The sequence below is a fragment of the Bacteroides sp. MSB163 genome (genome assembly GCF_036416795.1).
Lineage (GTDB): Bacteria > Bacteroidota > Bacteroidia > Bacteroidales > Bacteroidaceae > Bacteroides > Bacteroides maternus.
Genome location: NZ_CP143867.1, coordinates 1,999,459 through 2,020,710 on the forward strand (window position 1 = coordinate 1,999,459; position 21,252 = coordinate 2,020,710).

12 protein-coding genes are annotated in these 21,252 nt (G+C 42.9%); 6 read left to right on the top strand and 6 right to left on the bottom strand.

Annotated elements, in window-relative coordinates:
* Positions 1–4 precede the first annotated feature (4 nt).
* The 3 genes from VYM24_RS06960 to VYM24_RS06970 all read right to left on the bottom strand — a co-directional run bounded on the left by VYM24_RS06960 (position 5) and on the right by VYM24_RS06970 (position 4,112).
* Positions 5–2,149: a peptidase domain-containing ABC transporter gene (locus tag VYM24_RS06960; RefSeq protein ID WP_330942222.1), complete on the bottom strand. Its 2,145-nt coding sequence runs from the start codon at positions 2,147–2,149 to the stop codon at positions 5–7.
* 38 nt (positions 2,150–2,187) lie between these two features.
* Positions 2,188–3,357, bottom strand: coding sequence for a beta-barrel domain-containing protein (locus VYM24_RS06965; RefSeq protein WP_330941842.1), 1,170 nt, complete (start codon positions 3,355–3,357; stop codon positions 2,188–2,190).
* Positions 3,358–3,848: 491 nt separating this feature from the next.
* Positions 3,849–4,112 carry a hypothetical protein gene (locus VYM24_RS06970; RefSeq protein ID WP_299096088.1) on the bottom strand — a complete coding sequence of 88 codons (264 nt, stop codon included), beginning with the start codon at positions 4,110–4,112 and terminating at the stop codon, positions 3,849–3,851.
* 297 nt (positions 4,113–4,409) lie between these two features.
* Between VYM24_RS06970 and VYM24_RS06975 the strand changes: the two genes are divergently transcribed.
* Both VYM24_RS06975 and VYM24_RS06980 read left to right on the top strand, forming a co-directional pair.
* The gene (locus tag VYM24_RS06975) at positions 4,410–8,459 is read left to right on the top strand and encodes a hybrid sensor histidine kinase/response regulator transcription factor (protein ID WP_330941843.1); all 4,050 of its coding nucleotides are present in this window, start codon (positions 4,410–4,412) and stop codon (positions 8,457–8,459) included.
* 109 nt (positions 8,460–8,568) lie between these two features.
* A complete protein-coding gene (locus tag VYM24_RS06980; RefSeq protein WP_330941844.1) occupies positions 8,569–10,965 on the top strand; it encodes a glycoside hydrolase family 31 protein in 2,397 nt (798 codons plus the stop codon).
* Between the two features lie 158 nt (positions 10,966–11,123).
* Here the strand turns inward: VYM24_RS06980 and VYM24_RS06985 are convergent, their stop codons facing one another.
* Together VYM24_RS06985 and ahcY are read right to left on the bottom strand one after the other, a co-directional pair.
* Positions 11,124–13,631, bottom strand: coding sequence for a YfhO family protein (locus VYM24_RS06985; RefSeq protein ID WP_330941845.1), 2,508 nt, complete (start codon positions 13,629–13,631; stop codon positions 11,124–11,126).
* A 113-nt stretch (positions 13,632–13,744) separates the two neighbouring features.
* Positions 13,745–15,163, bottom strand: a complete 1,419-nt coding sequence (gene ahcY, locus VYM24_RS06990) for an adenosylhomocysteinase (protein WP_044263997.1) — start codon at positions 15,161–15,163, stop codon at positions 13,745–13,747.
* Between the two features lie 171 nt (positions 15,164–15,334).
* Between ahcY and VYM24_RS06995 the strand changes: the two genes are divergently transcribed.
* Positions 15,335–16,507 carry a PAS domain-containing sensor histidine kinase gene (locus VYM24_RS06995; protein ID WP_291550466.1) on the top strand — a complete coding sequence of 391 codons (1,173 nt, stop codon included), beginning with the start codon at positions 15,335–15,337 and terminating at the stop codon, positions 16,505–16,507.
* Positions 16,508–16,592: 85 nt separating this feature from the next.
* On the opposite strand, the gene VYM24_RS07000 is transcribed toward VYM24_RS06995, so the two are convergent.
* The gene (locus VYM24_RS07000; RefSeq protein ID WP_299096073.1) at positions 16,593–17,603 is read right to left on the bottom strand and encodes a LacI family DNA-binding transcriptional regulator; all 1,011 of its coding nucleotides are present in this window, start codon (positions 17,601–17,603) and stop codon (positions 16,593–16,595) included.
* Between the two features lie 254 nt (positions 17,604–17,857).
* On the opposite strand from VYM24_RS07000, the gene VYM24_RS07005 reads away from it, so the two are divergent.
* Genes VYM24_RS07005 through VYM24_RS07015 form a run of 3 tightly spaced genes read left to right on the top strand, consistent with a single transcriptional unit; the run spans position 17,858 to position 21,210 of the window.
* On the top strand, positions 17,858–18,901 hold the full coding sequence (locus VYM24_RS07005) for an NAD(P)-dependent alcohol dehydrogenase (RefSeq protein WP_291550324.1): 1,044 nt from the start codon (positions 17,858–17,860) through the stop codon (positions 18,899–18,901).
* Between the two features lie 6 nt (positions 18,902–18,907).
* The gene (locus VYM24_RS07010) at positions 18,908–19,777 is read left to right on the top strand and encodes a carbohydrate kinase family protein (protein WP_330941846.1); all 870 of its coding nucleotides are present in this window, start codon (positions 18,908–18,910) and stop codon (positions 19,775–19,777) included.
* Positions 19,778–19,797: 20 nt separating this feature from the next.
* The gene (locus VYM24_RS07015; protein WP_291550322.1) at positions 19,798–21,210 is read left to right on the top strand and encodes an alkaline phosphatase; all 1,413 of its coding nucleotides are present in this window, start codon (positions 19,798–19,800) and stop codon (positions 21,208–21,210) included.
* The last annotated feature ends 42 nt before the right edge of the window (positions 21,211–21,252 follow it).

Genomic DNA, 21,252 nt, shown 5'->3' on the forward strand with positions numbered 1-21,252 from the left:
AAGGTTATTCGAACATGGCAAACTGCTCGTTCCAAAGCCTGAAGTATGAGCCACCTGCATCGTAGAGCTGGCTGTGTGTGCCGGTTTCTGCCACTTTACCCTTGTCAATCACTATAATGTTGTCGGCACATCTCACTGTAGTCAGTCGGTGGGCAATAATGATTACTGTTTTCCCCTTTCCGGCCAGTGCATCCAGCGTTTCTTTTACATAACGTTCGGCTATGGAATCCAGTGACGAGGTGGCTTCGTCGAAAATCAAGATTTCCGGTTCTTTATACAGGGCACGGGCTATGGCAAGTCTTTGCCGCTCGCCTCCGGAAAGGGTTGCGCCGTGTTCGCCTACTTGAGTCATGTAGCCATTAGGCAGCCTGTCTATAAAATCTGTCAGTCCGAGCTGTTTCACCAGACAGCTAATCCGTTTCATGTCCTGTGTATCACCGAGCGCAATGTTTTCGGTGACGGTTCCGGCAAACAGCTCGATTTGCTGGGGAACGGTACCTACCCGGCGCCGGAGGCTGCGATTGTCAATCTGTGCAATGTCATAGTCTCCAATGCGGATGCGTCCGGATTGAATGGGGTAGATGTGCTGTAAAAGGGAAATCAGTGTTGTTTTACCCGAACCGCTTTCTCCGATGACGGCAGTAGTCTTGCCCTTTTCTATGGTTAGATTCAGGGAGTTGAATACTTCCTTGCGTGAACCGTATCTGAAAGAAACATTCTCAAAAATGATGTCGCCCATCATGTCCGGTTCCAGAATGATCTTTTGTTCATTGTCCTGCTCTCTTTCCAAATCCATAATCTGAAACAGACGGTCGGCGGCTATCAATGCATCCTGAATAGTCTGGTTGGATGATATCAGCGAACCGATGGGTGAGATGACGTAACCGACCAGAGAGTAGAATACCATGAGCGTGCCGGGTGTCATCTCTTGATCGATAACCAGAATACTGCCTAGCCACAAGATAGCGATTGTGATTCCTGTAGATACGAATTGGATGCCTCCTTGTGCCATGATGGAACCGTAAATACTTCGGTAAGTATTCTTCAATAAATGTACAAAACGGCTTTCTGTCTTCAGGTTGGCATACTCTTCGATGCCGAAACGCTTAATGGTTGAAATGGAGTTGATGGATTCTACTAATTGGGATTCCAGATCGGCACTGCTTTCCATGATGCTGCGTTGGTACTTCCGGTTCAGTTTGTTGAACCCCCAGAAGATGAGCAGGAATAGCGGTGCTGATATCAGGGTCATGACTGCCAGCTTCCAGGAGTAAATGAACATCAGGCACAGGGAGAACACCAGTATCATGATATTCACTACCAGATCGAGAGATACGTTGTTGATGAAGTTGCGTATTTTCACGGCATCGTTCACGCGTGAAATGATTTCTCCTACGCGCATGGTGTCGAAGAATTGTTGAGGCAGGGTCAGCAGGTGTTTGTAATATCCCAGGATCAGGGCTGCATCGATTCTTTGTCCGGTTTTCAGTGCCAGAATGCTTTTCATTGCACCGATGAAGGTACGCAGCAACAGGATAATGAGCATAATCACTCCCATCAGGTTCAGCAAATTGGTGTTTTTGTCGACCAGTACATAGTCTGTGATTTTGCCTACATAGATAGAAGTGGATAATCCCAAAATACTGAAAACAAGTGCACCGAAGACGGCTTGCAGCATTACGGACTTGTGAGGTGCCAGCAATGAAAGGAATTTCTTGCTCATGCTGGTTTGCTGATTTCCCTTTTTGAAGGTCTCTTCCGGTTCCATCAATACCAGTATGCCTGTCCAGTCGTGCCGGAAGTCTTCGTGTAAAACCTTATGCATCCGTCCGTCTCCGGGATCCATATATGTGATGTGTGTCTTCGTCACTTTGTAGATTACAACAAAGTGTTGAAGTTGTTTGTGATTTACCAGCACATGTGCGATGGTTGGCTTGGAAATCGTGTACAGTGCATCGAACTGTGCGCGGACGCCTTTGGCGGATAATCCCAGTTTGTTGGCGGCTTCTATCAGTCCTAATACATTCGTACCTTTCTGGTCGGTGAATGCATATTGGCGGATGCGCGATACCGGGAAGCGCAGTCCGTAGTGGGCGCATACGGAAGCCAGACAGGCAGCTCCGCAATCGGTGATGTCATGTTGTTTGATCTTAGTACCTTTTTTATTATTTGCTACTTAATGTTTACTTACTGTTTTTGGGCTATCATCTCATTAGCCGCATATTGCCTTGGATTTGCCCAGTCGTCAATCTTCTGATAAAGCAGATCGAACAGGGAGCGGCGTGTCACCATGAAGTGTGCGCTGGCGGTCATACCTTTTTTCAGCTTTCCTATCTGTCCGTTTTTCAGTGTCAGGTAATCTTGTTCCATTTCACATTTCACTTTATAGAAAGAGTTGCCTTGATTGTCCGTCAGAAACTCGGAGGAGATGTCTTTTAGCTTTCCGGGTAGTGTGCCCCATTCGTTATAATTGAAAGATTCCACTTGTATATTGACCGGCATACCTATGTTCATAAAACCGATATTCCGGGGAGTGACGTATACTTCGAGGCAGAGTGTGGAGTCGGGACTGATTACTGCCAGTGATTGTCCGGCTTGAATGCTACTTCCCCGATATATGCCGGAGAACTGGTCGAGCGTGCCGTCTACCGGACTGCGGACGATATACATATCTTGGTCTTTTACCTCTTGCTTGAGGCTGGTACTCATCTCATTGCGTGAATTGCGGTAGCTGTTCAAGTCAGCTTGCCAGGTGCTAAGTTGACTCTGTGTCAATGAAGCCAGTTCGTTTTGCTGGGTTTGATATTGATAATAGTATTTGTCATATTCTTCTTCTGAAATTACTTTCTTTTCAAACAATGTCTTGTTGCGTTTATACTCTTTTTCCGCTTGTGCCAGGGAGGTTTCAAGTTCTTTCTTCTTTTTGGTGAAGTAAGTGTACTCCTGCCGGCGGACCGGAGAGCGGAATGTGGCAGGATGCTCGCCTTTTGCCAGATATGCCAAGTCGATAAGATGTGCCTCGTAATCATTCAGACGGTTAGTCTGGTAGTTGATTTTGTAGTCGGAACTGTTTGTGCGGAAACGCAGAAGGATATCGCCCTTGCTGACTTGTTCGCCTTCGCGAACATAAACAGAGTCTACCAGTTCCGTGATAGCTGATTTAATTTCGGTCTTTTCCGTTACGGGGCGAACTACTCCACTGCCTTGTACGGAAATGTCTACATAAATAAAGGGAAGTGCGGCCATGGTTGCCGTAATGGCTAATAGAACGACCCAATAAATAATCTGGGACTTTGTGGTGTGTTGATAGATGTAAGTTTCTAAACTGTTTTCTATCCATTCGTTTGGTAATAGCATATCTTTTTGTTTTTTAGTGATTTATACTTTTCTCTTTTTTCTGTGAAGCAAAAGTACGGGGTTGACGGCGGAAGATAGGTTATAGGTATGTTATCGCTATGTTAAATAGTTTGTGAGTTGAATTATATGTTTTTACTTCATTTAATACAGTCATCCGGTTCAGAACTTTAAGCAATAATGCTGAAGAGCCTGTTCCGGAAAGAAAGCGAAGTGACTGAAAAATCAGGAATATAGTTGCAAAGAGTCATCAGAATAGACTATAAACTTACAACTACTGTTTTTAGAGAGTATAAAATAAGAACTTATCCACCGGATTTCTGTCTTTATATGCAGTATATTTACATCTTTTTTACCGAATATGGAGAATTGAATCTCCGTATCTATATATCTTACAAGTCAGTTCTTTATATCCGGTGCGTTCGGTCTCTATTTCCTGTGCGTTGGATATAGAGATCCAGCACATTGGATGTTGATATCCTGTAGATAGTATCTTAATACTTGGCACATTGCTTGTTCCGATGCAGCAGATTGCTTGTTATTTTACTGTAGAATAATTGTACGTATTTCTGTATCGAACTGTAGAATAGCAGATTGCGGATTTTTATTCCCGTCTTTCCTTTGGGACGTCCTTCTGGGCGTAAAGAAACGATTCTCGGAGGACTGATAATACAAAATGTCAGAATGATACCCAGGTTCCATCCGGTATAGAAAAGAATAAAAGTGATTAGTGTTTGGTGATAAGTGATTAGCGCCATTCGGTATATTATTTTTTAGACGCGGATGACACGGATAACGCGGATTTAAAAGGCTGCGCTATAAACGTGGGGCTATTCCGTCGACAAAACCTCCCCTTTCGTAGATTTTATTTTCAACTCTTCTTTCTCTCCCTTACATTTACATCAAAATTTGTAGAGACTCTCTCTAAATAGCGTTTTTTCATGTATTATTGACTGTGCCGTTCCACCCCCGTGAGGGGAGGGGACGGTTTTCTTTTTATGGGAATCTTTATCAGATATATTTTTTCTATATCTTTGCATCACTGATAATCTAATATGGAAAACATAACAATGAAATTGTTAACGATCAAAGTGATAAGACTCTTGCTGTTTATTGTCTTATTGCTTAACTCCCCGCTTCATGCGCAAGAGCACTATGCGTTTACTCCCATCGATTGCAGTGACGGACTTTCGGGCAACAGAGTCCGCAATATCATTCAGTTGCGGGATGGGCGCATTGCAATCAATGCCAATGAGATCGTCAGCATCTACGATGGAACTTCTTTTCAATATTTCCATTATAATAAAAGTAACATAATTCCTCTTAATGACTATGCCGGGCATCATCGCATTTATGTGAATGAGGACTATATTTATATCAAAGACTGGTATAAGCTAATGACCATCAACATTAATGAAGAACGCTTTGAACAGCATTTGGACGATCTGTTTAAGTCTTATGGTGTAAAGGGGGCGTTGGTGAACTTCTTTGTGGATGAGGCAGGTAATTATTGGATGCTGACGGATGATGATGTACTGCTGTACAGGGATTATGCCGGTGGGAAGACTGTTGAGTTTTTGAAGAATGTTTCAATGAACGGAGATGTACGTGACAGGCTTTTGGACATAGCGGTAGTAAACCGGCAAGTTTTCTTGTTCTACAATTCAAGCCTCATGGTCTGTTATGATCTGGAAACATCCAGGGAGTTATACCGGGAATATGCACTGGCTGAAAAGCAGGATAGGTCTGCTACCCTGTTGGTTGTCCCCCGGGGAAAGTATTTGTACTATTTGATGAATGGGCGAAAGACTGAAGCTTTGCGGTTTGATATTGAACTGCGTAAGTGGGAAGTAATATTAGAGACTGAATATAGGCTGAATGTGCTTTCTGTAGGCAAAGAGCACGATATATGGATAACCAGTCAGGTCGGCCTGTGGGTGTGTGACGAAAAACTGCAAAACAAACAATTCATCCCTACGCTGGAATTTGTAGATGGTAAAGAGATAAAAACGGAAGTCAGCACAGTCTTTAATGATAACCAGGGAGGAACTTGGATCGGGACTTTGGACAGAGGAATATGTTATTACCATCCTAACCGCTTTAAATTCAAAAATATAGGTAAAGTGTTCTTCCCTAATATTGATCAGAATGGGGAAGTTAGTGTGTCGTGTTTTGTAGAAGATGCGCATGGTGGAATCCTGGTAGGTACCCGTCAGGGACTTTTACGGTACTCTTTATCTGAGAGCAAATTGTCTGTTGAGGCAGGATTACCCCGCAATTTACGGTGCAATGGGTTAACTAAAGATAGTCGGCAGCGGATATGGCTTTCATCGGTTGAGGCATTGTTCTGCATTCAGAATGGAAAGAGCAGAAGTTATCCTGTACGTGATGTGGCGAAGGTATTTGAAGCACCGGATAAGAACCTGTATATCTGTTCATATATAGATGGCCTGTGTCTTTTGAATCCTGATACCGGAGAACTTAAGAAGATAGAGGAAAGTGGAGGACGACAAATCAACTCCGTTTCGCAGATCAGGAATTATAAAGAGGGTATGCTGATAGGAATCTGTAATTTAGGGCTGTTTACCTATGATTATAAAAATCAGGTTCTGACGGCACCGGTGTTTAAAGATAAAAAGGCTTGGCAAGATTTCTATGATATCCATCGTTATTCTGATTTGTATGTAGATAGCCGTAATCTGATTTGGCTTGCCACACAGGATGGCCTGATAGTCTGGAATCCGAAGAATGAAGAGATCAGGATGTTTTATATGGAAAACGGCCTGGTAAACAATAGTATACAGGCAATATCCGAAGATCGTCACCACGTGATGTGGATTACCACTTCTTATGGAATATCTTGTGTGAATGTAGTTCAGGAAGGGGGAAGAACAGAATACTCTTTCTCCAACTTTAACCATAGTGATGGAGTGATAGAGCGGGAATTCTTGGAAAGATCCGTATATGTAACGAAGGATGATGTGATTCTGATGGGAGGAATTGATGGTTTCAACGAATTCAGAATTAATAAACTGCCTCCGGTGAAACAGGATATGAAACCTCTTTTCGTGAGCTTTCATCTTTTCGGGAAAAAGGTGGAGATGGATAAGGCTTATGATGGCAATATACTATTGAGCGAGCCTGTAAGCGCAACTCAAAAGATTATCTTGAATTATGATCAGAACTTTGTATCGTTTGATTTCTCTGCGTTGAATTATATCAATAGATCACAGACTCACTATTGCTACCGGCTGAAGGGGCTGGATAAGGAGTGGCACGAAATAGTTTCTCCTACAGGGACCGGAACTGCCTCTTATGCCAATCTTCCTTCGGGTACGTATAATCTGGAAGTATATGCGGCAAACAACAGTAAGCAGTGGGGAAGTAGCTGTGCAACTATACAAATCATTGTAAAGGACCCGTATTGGAAAACTCCTTTGGCTTATTTTATTTATTGCCTGTTGATTGCCCTTGCCATATATTGGGCCCTTTCCAGTTATTTGCGAATGAATAAGAGGAAGTTGCAAAAAGCTCAGGAAGAAGAACTGAATCAAATGAAATTCCGCTTCTTTACCAATATAAGCCATGAATTCCGCACCCCCCTGACTCTGATCATAACTCCATTGGAATCTCTTATTAAGGAAGTCGGCGACATAGCCCTGAAAAAGAGATTACAATCCATTTACCGTAATTCCAAAGAACTGTTGAACCTCGTCAATCAATTGCTGGACTTCAGACGTTTGGAAGTTCATGGAGAGAAACTGTTTCTTGTTAAGGGGAATATAGCGGAGTTTGTTTCTTCGGTAAAATCCTCTTTTGATTATCTGGCTCAGGAAAAAGAGATTTCTTTTGAGATAGATGATAAGATTGCAGAAGATTTATATATAAGTTTCGACCGTGAGAAGATACAAAAGGTACTGAATAATCTATTGTCTAATGCATTCAAGTTCACACCTGTAGGAGGTATGGTGACGATAACTCTCGATACCTGTAAGGAACCGGACGGGGTACAGTATTTCCGTCTTTGCGTGAAAGATACCGGAGCAGGGATTCCACGAAAGAATCTTTCCCATATTTTTGATCGTTTCTATCAGGTGAAAGAGGAAGAAGATAAAATAGGTAGTGGAATCGGTCTTCATCTGGTGAAAGAGTATGTAGAATTGCATTCCGGAAAGATAGAAGTGGAGAGTGAAGTAAATAAAGGCAGTTTGTTTACTGTATATCTACCTGTGCGTACTGATGTAGAAGTGGATACAGAGTTACCGGAAGAGGAAGATACTTTCATCGGGGATGAATTGAACCCTGATGCGGAAAGTGATCAGGACCTGCAAACGGATAAAGAGTACACCGTACTTTTAGTTGAAGATAATAAAGAATTCCGGCATTACATGTTTGAACTGCTTTCCAAGAAATACAATGTATTGGAGGCCGGTGATGGTGAAGAAGGAGAACAGATTGCCACTACAAAGTTTCCCGATTTGATAATCAGCGATATCATGATGCCGAAAGTGGATGGGCTGGAGTTATGTAAACGTATCAAGTCCAATATACAGGTGTCGCATATCCCTGTCATATTACTGACTGCCCGTTCTACGGACGAAAGTAAATTGTTCGGGTACGAATCCGGTGCGGATGAATATATATCCAAACCGTTTAATCTGGATATTCTGTTATTGAGAATCCGGAAACTGATAAACGAAGAGAAAGCCCGTCAGAAGTCTTTTTCACAGGGAATAAATATTAATCCGGGAGAGGTTACCATCACTTCTATTGATGAACAGTTTATAGAGAAGGTCTGCTCATTGATTCAAAAGAATATAGATAATCCTGAATATTCGGTAGAAAAGCTGAGTGCCGATGTTGGGATGGAACGTACGGTACTATATCGTAAATTGAATGCTATTGCCGGCCAGACTCCTTCTGATTTTATTCGTTCCATCCGATTGAAGCATGCTGCTCAATTACTGAATAAAGGATATCAGGTAGGTGAAGTGGCCGATATGGTTGGTTTCAATACTCCTAAATATTTTACAAAGTACTTCAAACAGGCGTTTGGTGTAACGCCTTCTCAATATAAGACTAATATGACTGGGGAGAATTGTTGAAAACAACGAAATGTGCACTAAAAAGCAACGAACACGCCCCTTGGTAGAATCTTTTTTCCGGTAATTTTGCATTTGAATAACAGAATTATTAATCCGTAAAAAAGAAACCATGAACATGAAGTTTTATTTAAAAATCAGTAGTATGCTGGTGGCTGCGGCTTTCTTGTCGACCTTACCTGTCGAGGCCCAGACTTTCCGGCAAACCAAACAGGGAATAACGAGTACTACGCAGGGAATGGATATTGAAATCCAATTCGTCAGCCCTGAAATTGTACGTGTGGTGAAGGCACCCGAAGGACGTAGCTTTACAAAGAAAAGCCTTTCTGTGGTTAAAAGCCCTGAAAGCATGTCTGTAACGACCGAGAAGAAAGGAGAAACCGTTTCCCTGAAAAGCAATGCTGTACGCGTTGATTTCAATGTAGGGACCGGACGGATTTCTTTCTTTGACAAGCAAGGAAAGGCATTGTTTACCGAGAAAGATTATGGTGCTCAGTTTACTCCTTTCAATGATGCGGGGAATCAAACTTTCAGTGTGCGTCAGGCCTTTTTGCTGGATAAGGATGAGGCTATCTATGGTCTGGGACAGCAACAGGTTGATGACCTGAATCAGCGCAATCATAAACATTTCATGCGTCAGCGTGCATTGTATGCCAGTGTTCCAATTATTCAGTCTACAAAAGGGTACGGGATGTTTTGGGATAATTATTCTCCAACCACTTATACAGATAATCCGCAGGAGATGTCCTTTGATTCGGAAGTGGGAGAATGTATGGATTATTACTTCATGTATGGCGGTAATGCCGATGGTGTGATAGCGCAAATACGTGACTTAACAGGACAAGCACCTATGTATCCGTTATGGACATTCGGTTTCTGGCAATCGCGTGAGCGTTACAAATCACAACAGGAAACGATGGAAGTTGTGGATAAGTATCGTGAGTTAGGGATTCCTTTGGATGGAATTATTCAAGACTGGCAATATTGGGGACCAAACTCTAACTGGAACTCTATGAATTTTGATAATCCGGAGTTCCCTGATCCTCAGAAGATGATCGATCATGTGAAGAAGAAAAATGCAAAGATTATGATCTCTATATGGGCTTCATTCGGGCCGGATACGAATCCGTACAAGGATTTGGAGAAAATCAATGCCCTGTTCAACTTCCAGACATGGCCTGCGGACGGGGGAGTGAAACCTTATGATGCTTATAATGAAAAAGCACGCGATATTTATTGGGAGCATCTGAATAAAGGTCTGTTCAGTAAAGGTATTGATGCCTGGTGGACAGATTCAACGGAACCTGACCATCTGGATGTTCAGGAAAGAGATTTCGATATTCCGACAGCGATGGGAACTTATCGTAGCGTAGTAAATGCTTTCCCGTTGATGAGTAACAAGGGAGTTTATGAGCATCAGCGTGCCGTAACCTCTGATAAACGCGTGTATCTGCTGACTCGTTGTGCATTTGCCGGACAACAGCGTTATGCGGCGAATACCTGGTCGGGCGATGTTATGTGTAATTGGGAAACATTCCGTAAGCAGATTCCTACAGGCTTGAACTTTTCTCTATCGGGAATACCTTACTGGAATACGGATATAGGTGGATTCTTTAACTGGCCTTATCATGGTGGGGCTGAAAATAAAGCTTATCATGAACTGTATACCCGCTGGTTTCAATATGGTACATTCCTGCCCATGCAACGTTCGCATGGAAGTGGTGTGAAAAAGGAAATCTACAATCTGGGTAAAAAGGGTGACTGGGTGTATGATTCGGAAGAGAAATACATAAATCTGCGCTATGCACTGTTGCCGTATCTGTATTCAACAGGATGGCAGGTGACTGATAATGCAGGTTCTTTCCTCCGTGCCTTGTTCATGGACTTCAACGAAGATAAGAAGGTACACACTATCAGTAATCAGTATATGTTTGGAAAGGCATTTCTTGTGACTCCTGTAACCAGGAATATGTATGTATTCTCTGATAAGGAACAGTGGAAAGATCCGTATGAAGATTTTAGCAAGACAGGAACACAGGATGTTTATCTTCCTAAGGGAACCAAATGGTTTGACTTTTGGACGGGAGAAATGTTGAATGGCGGACAGATGGTTACCAAAGAGGTTCCTATCGATATTATTCCATTGTATGTACGTGCGGGTTCCATTGTTCCTTTTGGGCCGAAAGTACAGTATTCTACAGAGAAGAAATGGAATAATCTGGAGATACGCATTTATCCCGGAGCCGATGGCGAATTTGTGCTGTATGAAGATGAAAACGATAATTATAACTACGAGAAAGGTGCTTATTCAACCATTAAGTTTACTTGGGATGATGCAAACCGGACGTTGAATATCGCAGATCGGGAAGGAACTTTCCCCGGTATGTTGAAATCACGTAAGTTCAATATAGTTGTAGTGGATAAGGAGAATGGGACAGGGAGTGTTCAGTCGACGAAATTCACGAAATCGGTTTTATATGGCGGGAAGAAGAAATCGGTTAAGCTATGATCGGATTTGATTTGTTGGGTTCTCAATACTAATTTTTCACTACGGATTACACGGATTCGCACAGGTTGTCTATATAAAAAATATTTTCCTTTAACCTGTGTGAATCTGTGTAATCTGTGGTGATTTCTGATATAGCCTTGTGTCCTTTTTATGGATAGTTAGCGTGAACTCAGCTTCTTTCTATATACAACCACCATTATCATAATGCCTATAACCATCAGAGCCAGTGCTGCATAAGCGATGCCTTCCGTTACATGCAGGCTCTTCGGATCAAAGCGCATTTCGATGGTATGCTTTCCGGCAGGGACGTACATAGAACGCAGGATATAGTCTGCACGGGCAATGTCGGCAGGCTCTCCGTCAATGGTGGCTATCCAGCCGTCCGGATAATAGATTTCGGAGAATACGATAACGCCGTCTTTAGAATTATTCGTTTCATAAACCAGACGGTTTGGTTCGTAACTTGTCAGACGCACGCTGGAAAGACTGTCTTTATGGGCAGTGGTAATACCTTTCAGAATATCTTTGAAACGAGCATCTACTACGGCAGTTTCTGTTGGCAATATGGTGTTCAGGGCATCAATTTCCTGGTTGGCATTGTCCACGTACTCCACATTGTTGACGAACCATGCATTGCCGTAAGCGTACGGATTCTTGATAGGAACTGTCTGCCCTTGTCCGGCAGGGAGGATAAAATATTTCGTGTTCAGCATATTCAGAACGCGGAACTTGGAAGCATCCACACTGTCCATCTCACCACCTGCGGTAGCAATATCCCGATAGGCTGCCTGCATTTCGGGTAAAATGTGATGATCAATCATTTCCTGATAACGTCTCAGTTTGGCTGCGTGATATCCACCTACGCTCTTGTGCCAGTAAGAAGTTTTATTCTCGCTGAATGCATCTCCGGAAAAGCTCAATACGCGGTAATTCGGGTCAGTGTCTTGGAGGATGATTTCATCAGCTTGCGTTTTCTTAAAGGTGTCAACCTGGGCAGAACGGGGGACGAATTGGTCATCGTGCAGATAACGCTTGTTGACACTCCACATGTCTGCTACACAGAGAATAGCGATACCGGCAATTACGAATGACTTTCTTCGTTTTCCGCTGTAGTAAAGCCACAGCAACACGCAGCCAATTACAATGATAATGAAGCTACGCAGTGCGTCGGCGCTTACCATTGCAGCACGCATTTCTGCCAGGTTGGAAAGAATGCCGGACAGCTCGTTTGCAGGAATCATCTGCTGATTGACTGCATTCTGTAACATCTGCGCTTCCTGTGCGGGGACGAAAGTTGAACTGAAAGCTCCTGGAATCACGGCTAATATCAAAGCTACACCGGCAGTCAGTGCCAGACTGATACCAACGAACTTTATCTTCTTTTTTAATACCTCCGGTTCGTCCAGAATCTTTTTCAGAGCAAAGATGGCCAGTAGTGGAATGGTAAATTCAGCAATAACGAGGATGGATGATACTGCACGGAACTTACTATACATGGGTATATAATCAATGAAGAAATCTGTCAGTGGCATAAAGTTCTTACCCCATGAAAGAACAATGGAGAAGAATGTGGCTCCGATCAATGCCCATTTCAATGGACCTTTGACGATGAAGCAGCCTAGGATGAAAAGGAATAGTACAAAAGCACCTACATATACAGGACCTGACGTCATAGGCTGGTTACCAAAGTATTGGGACAGTTGCTGGTAAAGTCCGGCATAGGTCGGATTGGCTTTTTCCATGGCTGTCTCATTCAGGGCGAGAGGAACGGAAGCGCCACCTTTAAAGTTGGGCACTAATAAGGTCCAGGTTTCGCCGATACCATAACTCCATTGGGTGATATAGTCACGGTCCAGTCCGCTACTGGTCTGTTTGGCGGCATCACCGGTTTCTACGAGCTCACTTTTGCCGCGCATGGTTTCTTTGCTGTATTCATAAGTGTGATACAGGTTCGACAGATTGACGGATATACCAATCAGCGCAGCTACCACAAGCACACCGCTTGCCTTGAAAAATTGCGGTAAGGTCTTGTTGCGCCATGCATCTTCAAAGTAGGCTCCTGCAATGAAGAGGATGACAAACAGGAAGTAATAACTCATCTGTACGTGGTTCGACAGAATTTGCAGGGCAATGAACAGTGCTGTAACAATGCCTCCTGCCAGATATTTACCCTGGTAAGCCAGTACGATACCTGCTATTGTAGGTGGTATATAAGCCAGTGTGATAAACTTCCAGATGTGTCCGGCAGATATCAGAATGAAGAAGTAGGATGAGAATGCCCACATTAATCCACCTAATCCTGCCAACCATGTAGGTATACCAAATGCACGCAACAGGATGAAAAAGCCGAGCATCAGGATAAATGTCAGGTTGACATACGTAGGCAAAAATAGTTGGTAGACCTTCTGTACCCAGGTCAACGGTTGGGTTGACTCGTAGCTGGGGGCTATCTGATAAGTCGGCATACCACCGAACAGAGAGTTAGTCCAGCGTGTATACTCACCGGTTTTTTCGCGATACTGAGTCGCTTCTTGTCCGGCACCTGCACCGGCAGCCGTGTCATGTTGAAAAAGAATGCGGTTTTCTATATCCGCCGGGAAGAAATAGGCGAATGAAAGTACTGCAAACATAAAGATGACCAGGAGGTCAGGGAGGAGCTTTTTCATAAAAACGGAGCTTTTATGAAATGAAGAATAAAGAATGAAGAATGAAGAATTGGCTGCGCTGTAATGCCGCATGGTAATTCTTCATTCTTCATTCTTCATTCTTCATTTCGTTATTAATAACGATAGTGTTCGGCCTTATACGGTCCGTCTACATTCACGCCTATATAGGCAGCTTGTTCGGGAGTAAGCTTCGTTAGCTTTACACCGATTTTCTCAAGATGCAGGCGCGCTACTTCCTCATCGAGGTGCTTAGGCAGGCGGTAGACACCGGTTTCGTATTTCTTGTTGAACAACTCGATCTGAGCCAATGTCTGGTTGGTGAATGAGTTACTCATAACGAATGACGGATGTCCGGTGGCACAACCCAAGTTTACCAGACGACCATCAGCTAACAGAATAATGCTGTGTCCGTCAGGGAAATAATAGCGGTCTACCTGTGGCTTGATGTTGACGCACTTGATACCGGGATAATGTTTAAGAGCATCCACCTGGATTTCATTGTCGAAGTGACCGATGTTGCAGACAATAGCCTGGTCCTTCATCTGCGTCATGTGGTCGATACGGATAATGTCGATATTGCCTGTTGTGGTAACAAAAATATTGCCTTGTGTGCAGGCTTCTTCCATGGTTACTACCTCAAAGCCCTCCATAGCGGCTTGCAGAGCGCAAATCGGGTCTACTTCCGTAACCAGTACGCGGGCACCGTATGAACGCATGGAATGTGAACACCCCTTACCTACATCACCATATCCGCAGACTACCACTACTTTACCGGCAATCATTACATCCGTAGCGCGCTTGATGCCATCGGCTAAAGATTCGCGGCAGCCATAGAGGTTATCGAATTTGGATTTCGTTACAGAGTCGTTTACATTGAATGCCGGGAACAGCAATTTGCCTTCTTCCTGCATCTGATACAGACGATGTACACCTGTCGTCGTTTCTTCAGAAACACCACGTACTTCGGCTGCTACACGTTGCCAGCGCGTAGGATCTGCGGCCAGTACGCACTTCAGGATTGCATTCAGTTCTATTTCATCTTCTGCATGAACTTCTTTATCCAGAATAGAAGCGGTGCTTTCGGCTTCATATCCCACATGTATCATCATGGTAGCGTCACCGCCATCGTCAACGATAACCGTAGGACCTTTTCCACCAGGGAAGTTCAGTGCCTGAAGCGTACACCACCAATAGTCGGCCAATGTTTCACCTTTCCAGGCAAATACAGGAACTCCACTTGCAGCAATAGCAGCTGCGGCATGGTCTTGAGTCGAATATATGTTACATGAGCACCAGCGTACTTCAGCACCCAGTGCCACGAGGGTTTCAATCAGTACCGCTGTCTGGATGGTCATGTGCAGGGAACCCATGATGCGAGCACCTTTCAACGGTTTTGTTTCTCCATACTTTTCGCGAAGAGCCATAAGGCCGGGCATTTCTTGTTCTGCCAGATCGATTTCCTTGCGACCGAAGTCAGCAAGCGTAATGTCTGCCACCTTATAAGGCAGAGTAGAGAATAATTCTTTAGACATATCTATCAATGATTTAAAATAAAAAGTGGTGCAAAGATAGAACATTCTGATTAGTAGGGCAAAAGCTATTGTCTTTTTTTAAATAAAAGCCTGCAATATATGTTGATATAATTGAAAGATATGTTATATTTGCTCCCCGAAAATAACACTCTACAACATATCTGCCTTGAAATGAGGGATTATAAAGATAAAACGAAAGAAGAACTGCTGGAGATAATCCGGGATTTGGAAGAACAGCTGGCAAGCCGCTCCCTGCCGGCCGATCCTTGTCCGGATGAAGAACCAGAACGTTTCCGTGAGAAATATGGCAAGGAAATACTGGAGGCTATCCCTGATATGTTGACGGTTTTTGATCGTAATCTGGACTACATAGAACTACTTTCTTCTCCTGGTACCAATCACGTGGAAGGTCTGTCCGGTAAAGATAAGTCGCATCCTAACTTGAAGGATATAGTGCCGGAATCAGAATATCGTAAGATTCGTGCTAATATGGAAAGAGTGGTGCGTACCGGTTTCCCCAGTATAGGGGAGCATTCGTTACAGTTTGAAGGTGAGACACATCATTACGAGAATCTGGTATGTCCACTGGGAGATAAATACTTGTTGTGTATGTGCCGGGACGTGACGAGCCGGGAAAATGCACAGCGTGAGTTAGCCGCTGCCCGTGTAAAAGCTGAAGAATCCGACCGCTTGAAATCGGCATTCCTTGCAAATATGAGTCATGAGATTCGTACGCCTCTGAATGCGATTGTAGGATTCTCAAGATTGGTTATTGATCCGGGGCATGATGGAGACAAGGATGATTACTGCAATATTATCGAGCAGAATTCAGAATTGCTGTTGTGTCTGTTTAATGATATTCTGGATTTGTCCGCTATGGAGGCGGGTTCTTTGGGGTTTGTTAAGGAGAAAGTAAATGTGTATGCAGCCTGTCTTGAAGAATATGAAAGGCATCGGATGAAAGTTAATAAGGGTGTGAAACTGGTACTGGATGATGTCGACAAGAATCTATATGTTATCGGAGATAGGATGCGAATCATGCAGGTGTTGATGAACCTGTTAAGTAATGCCGCTAAATTTACTCCGTCCGGAGAGATTCATTTCGGTTATCAGCTTCGGGGGAATGTCATACAATTCTACGTAAAAGATACGGGTATCGGTATTCCGGCCAATCGGGTGGCTAAGATATTTGAACGTTTCGGTAAGATTAATAACTTTGCGCAAGGGACCGGGCTGGGACTGACTGTTTCCCGTATGCTGGTGGAACGGATGGGTGGACGTATTTGGGTACGTTCAGGAGAAGGAATAGGGACGACATTCTTTTTTACGCTACCGCTAGAATAATTGAGTACTGTAAATTAACATACATTTCCGTAGAATAATATATTCCCATTTCTAACTGATGTTTCAAGATGATCATCGGTGAAGATTACTCAACCGTTGATTTTCTAATAATGATATTAGATTGTAACGTGATGGTCTGATTGGGAATTGAGAAATCATTGATCTTTTCAAGAATAAGACGGACGGCAATTGCAGCCATTTCATCGACTTGTTGCTCAACAGCAGTCAATGGTGGGTGTACCAAGGTTGATAGAGCGGTTCCTGACATACAGCAGATAGCAACTTCCTCTGGAATAACAATGTTGTGTTCCTGTAATGTCCGTTTTGCACCTAACGCCTGCGTCTCTGTAAAACAAAAAACTGCGTTGAAAGGGATACCAAGATTTAAAACCTTTTCGATAGCGTTGGCACCGTCGTCAACACTGATACCCGATTCGATGGCATATCGTGAATCGTAGGGAATATGGAACTTGGCCAATGCATCGCGATAACCTTTTTTGCGATCAATCGTATTTTGGATGTGGCGAGGTCCGGTCAGGTGGAGAATTTGTTTTTTCCCTGAACGTATAAGATGTTCAACCATGAAGAATGATTGAGTATAATCATTGCTCTTTACTCCAGGAACAGAGATTCCGGAAATTGTGCGGTCGAAAAAGACCATTGGAATATGCCGATCCAAAAAACTCCGGTAAACATCCAGATTGGCGGTATTGTGGCAGGCACTGATTAGGATGCCTTCAACGCGTGCGTTATCAAACATAGCTAGGTTCACACGTTCAGTCTCAGGATTTTCGTCAGATAACGCCAGAATAACACGATAGCCTTGCTGATGTAACAGACTTTGAGCAGCAGTGATAAAACTCATGGAAAACGTAGTTGTCATTTCAGGAATCATAATCCCAATAATTCGTGTACTTCTCAAGCGCAGGTTAACGGCCAGTTCATTCCGACGATAACCCATCTTATTTGCCATTTCAACTATTTTCTGTAACGTTTCCTTGCTGACGTTTTTACTGTCTCCATTTAACGCTCTTGACACAGTCGATTTTGATAGTCCCAGCGCAGTTGCTATATCTTTGATTGTAATGTATCTCATGAGTACGGTGTGTTTCCTGCAAAATTAGAACTTTTATCTATTCATATACTAAAAATGAATGCCAATATCTTCTAAAATATATGATTTAACGTTGGGAACGGTTGCGGAAAATGGGAACGGTTGCGGGAACGGTTGCGGATATTTTTTTTAGAGAAATCATTGTGGCACAGATAAATGTAACTTAGTTTTGTAAGGTAAGAGGACGTATAAAACAATTCGTCTGAAGGTATTAACTAATTTAACGCTATAATGAAATGAAAGGTACAATGAAGGTTGCAGTGATGTTGGGAATTGGTCGGATGGGATTTGAAGAGCGCCCCATTCCAGAGATTAAGTCCAATGAAATATTGGTTAAGTTGGAATATGTAGGTGTTTGCGGGTCGGATATCCATTACTATGAAACAGGGAGAATTGGAAACTACATCGTTCAACCTCCTTTTGTATTAGGTCACGAGTCTGGTGGTACTGTAGTCAAGGTAGGGCAAGATGTGAAACATTTGAAGATTGGCGATAAAGTGGCGCTCGAACCAGGAAAGACATGCGGTCATTGTCATTTTTGCCGTGAAGGGAAATATAACCTTTGTTCTGATGTGGTGTTCTTTGCTACTCCTCCGGTGGATGGGGTATTTGCAGAATACGTAGCACATGAAGCTGATCTCTGCTTCAAACTTCCTACGAATGTTGGCACGCTTGAAGGTGCACTTATTGAGCCGTTGGCTGTAGGTTTTCATGCAGCAAACCAAGGTGAAGCGCATGCTGGTCAAACTGCGGTCGTTTTTGGTGCAGGATGTATTGGTTTGATTTCGTTAATGGCACTCAAAGCCGAAGGCGTCAATACGATCTATGTTGTAGATATCATGGAAAAGCGTTTGGAGAAAGCGTTGGAAATAGGTGCAACTGCTGTGATAAATTCAAGTATGGTCAATCCGATTGAAGAAATCAATAAACTAACTGCTGGGGAGGGGGTTAATCTTGTTATTGAGACTGCCGGTACGGAAATTACTACCTGTCAGGCCATTAATGTAGCCCAAAAGGGTTCGAATATCGTTCTGGTGGGATATTCAAGAACAGGGGAAATGTTACTACCTATTAGTTTGGCAATTGATAAGGAACTCACATTCAAGTCGGTATTTCGTTATCGTCATATTTATCCAATAGCTATTGAGGCTGTGGCTTCCGGGAAGGTAGACTTGAAAAGTATCGTGACCAATATTTTTGACTTTGATGATATCCAGAATGCAATGGATATGAGTGTTAGTGATAAATCAAATATTGTAAAATCAGTAATTAAAATCTGATAAACTATGAAAACGAAAACAGTTGTTGGTTTAGGGGAAGTTCTTTGGGATGTTTTCCCTGAAGGAAAGAAGTTGGGTGGAGCGCCTGCTAATTTCGCCTATCATGCAGCTCAACTGGGGCTTGACGGTATCGTAGTTAGTGCTATTGGTAACGATGAATTAGGCGATGAGATTGTAGCCTGTTTTGAAGACAAAGGATTGCCACACATGCTTGAAAGTTCGTCATGTCCTACCGGAACAGTTCGGGTTAGCGTCAATGAGCGTGGTGTTCCTAAATATACCATTGAAGAAGGTGTGGCATGGGATAATATCCTGTATAACGAAACATTGAGAGCATTGGCAAATCGTGCTGATTGCATCTGTTTCGGTTCATTGGCTCAACGCAATTCAGTATCACGAAATACTATTGAGCAGTTTCTTAACGATATGCCTGTTGATTCCTACAAGATTTTTGATATTAATTTGAGACAGCACTTTTATACGAAAGAGCAGATTGAAAAATCGTTCTTCTTGTGTAATATCCTGAAAATAAATGATGATGAGCTTGGCAAGGTTTGCGATATGTTTAGTATTGTGGGTACTTCAATCCAACAGTGCCGGACACTTCTTGTAACGTATGGTTGGAAAATACTGATCCTGACTTGTGGCGAGATGGGAAGCTATGTCGTTACCCCTGAAGAGGTATCGTTTTTGGAAACTCCCAAAGTGAAAGTTGTTGATACTGTTGGGGCAGGTGACTCGTTTACAGCTGCCTTTTGTACCTTACTCTTAAAAGGCGAATCAATTGGCGAAGCCCACCGGAGAGCGGTTGATGTTTCAGCATATGTTTGTACTCAGGCAGGTGCAATGCCTGTTTTGCCCAACCATCTTAAGTAATACTTTTAACAGTTGATAGAATGAAAAACATCAGATTACAGCTATTTGTCTTATTCTTATTGTGTACTTGTTTTCTCTATGCCCAGCAAGCCAAATATATATTCTTCTTTATTGGAGATGGAATGGGAATAAATCAGATACAGATGACTGAACTATACAGTGCTGAACTTCAGGGTAATATTGGAGTAGCTCCCTTATTATTTACTCAATTTCCAATAGCAACTATTGCGACCACCTATTCTGCAACGAATGGTGTCACCGATTCGGCAGCTTCAGGTACCGCACTGGCCACAGGTGTGAAAACCCGTAATGGCTGTATTGGGGTGATGAAAGATAAGATTACCTCTTTGAAGAGTATCGCAGTAAGAGCTCGGGAAGCTGGATGTAAGGTTGGTGTGGCATCAAGTGTAGCTATCAATCATGCAACACCGGCTGCATTCTATGCCCATAATGAAAATCGAAAAAACTACAATGAAATTGGCCATGACCTTGTAGTAGCCGGATTCGATTTTTATGCAGGTGCTGATTTTTGGAGTGTCACTCCTCAGGATTCAATAGGACTTTATGAGCTTGCCTGTAATAATGGTTATACGATAACCCGTGGTTATAAAGAATTTCAGAAGAAAGCCCGCACATCGGATAAAATGATTCTGTTTCAAAGGACTGCAGTGTCGAAAGTTGATAGTCGTACAATTCCCTATGCTATTGATCGCCAAAAAACGGATTTGACATTGTCGGAAATTACGCGTGCTGGTATTAATATCTTAATGAAAGACCCTGAAAAAGGATTTTTCTTCATGATTGAGGGTGGGAGTATTGATTGGGCATGTCATAGCAATGATGCAGCGACAGTGATTCATGAGGTTCAGGATTTGGATAAAGCTATAGGGGTCGCTTATGAGTTCTATCAACAACACCCTGATGAAACATTGATTGTGGTGACAGCCGACCATGAAACTGGTGGTCTTGGGTTGGGTACCGGGTCGTACGAATTAAATCTTGGTGTTCTTAGTAATCAAAAAATCAGTGAGCGTGAGTTTTCAAAGGTACTTAATCATTTAAGAAAGAAAAGCAACGGTAATGTTTCGTGGGATATAGTTAAGAAATCGCTCAGTGAGAACTTTGGTTTTTGGAAGAAGATTCAGTTGACCCTGCAACAAGAGGACCGATTGAAAAAGACCTATGAAAGCTCATTTATTAACAATACCGGTCTGGTTGAAAGTGAATATCAAAAAGATGAAGCGGTTGCAGCCGAAGCAAAAAAAATCATCAATGAGATCGCTCTTGTAGACTGGATTAGCAAAGGTCATTCGGCTAGTTTCGTGCCTGTGTTTGCTCTCGGGGCTGGTGCAGAGGATTTTCAAAGTCGTACTGATAATGCCGAAATAGCTAGAAAGATCGCAGAGATAGGTGGTTACGGGGGAGAAGATTAACATTTATCATTAGGGTTTAAGGTTGTTTTTGGGTAACTTAAT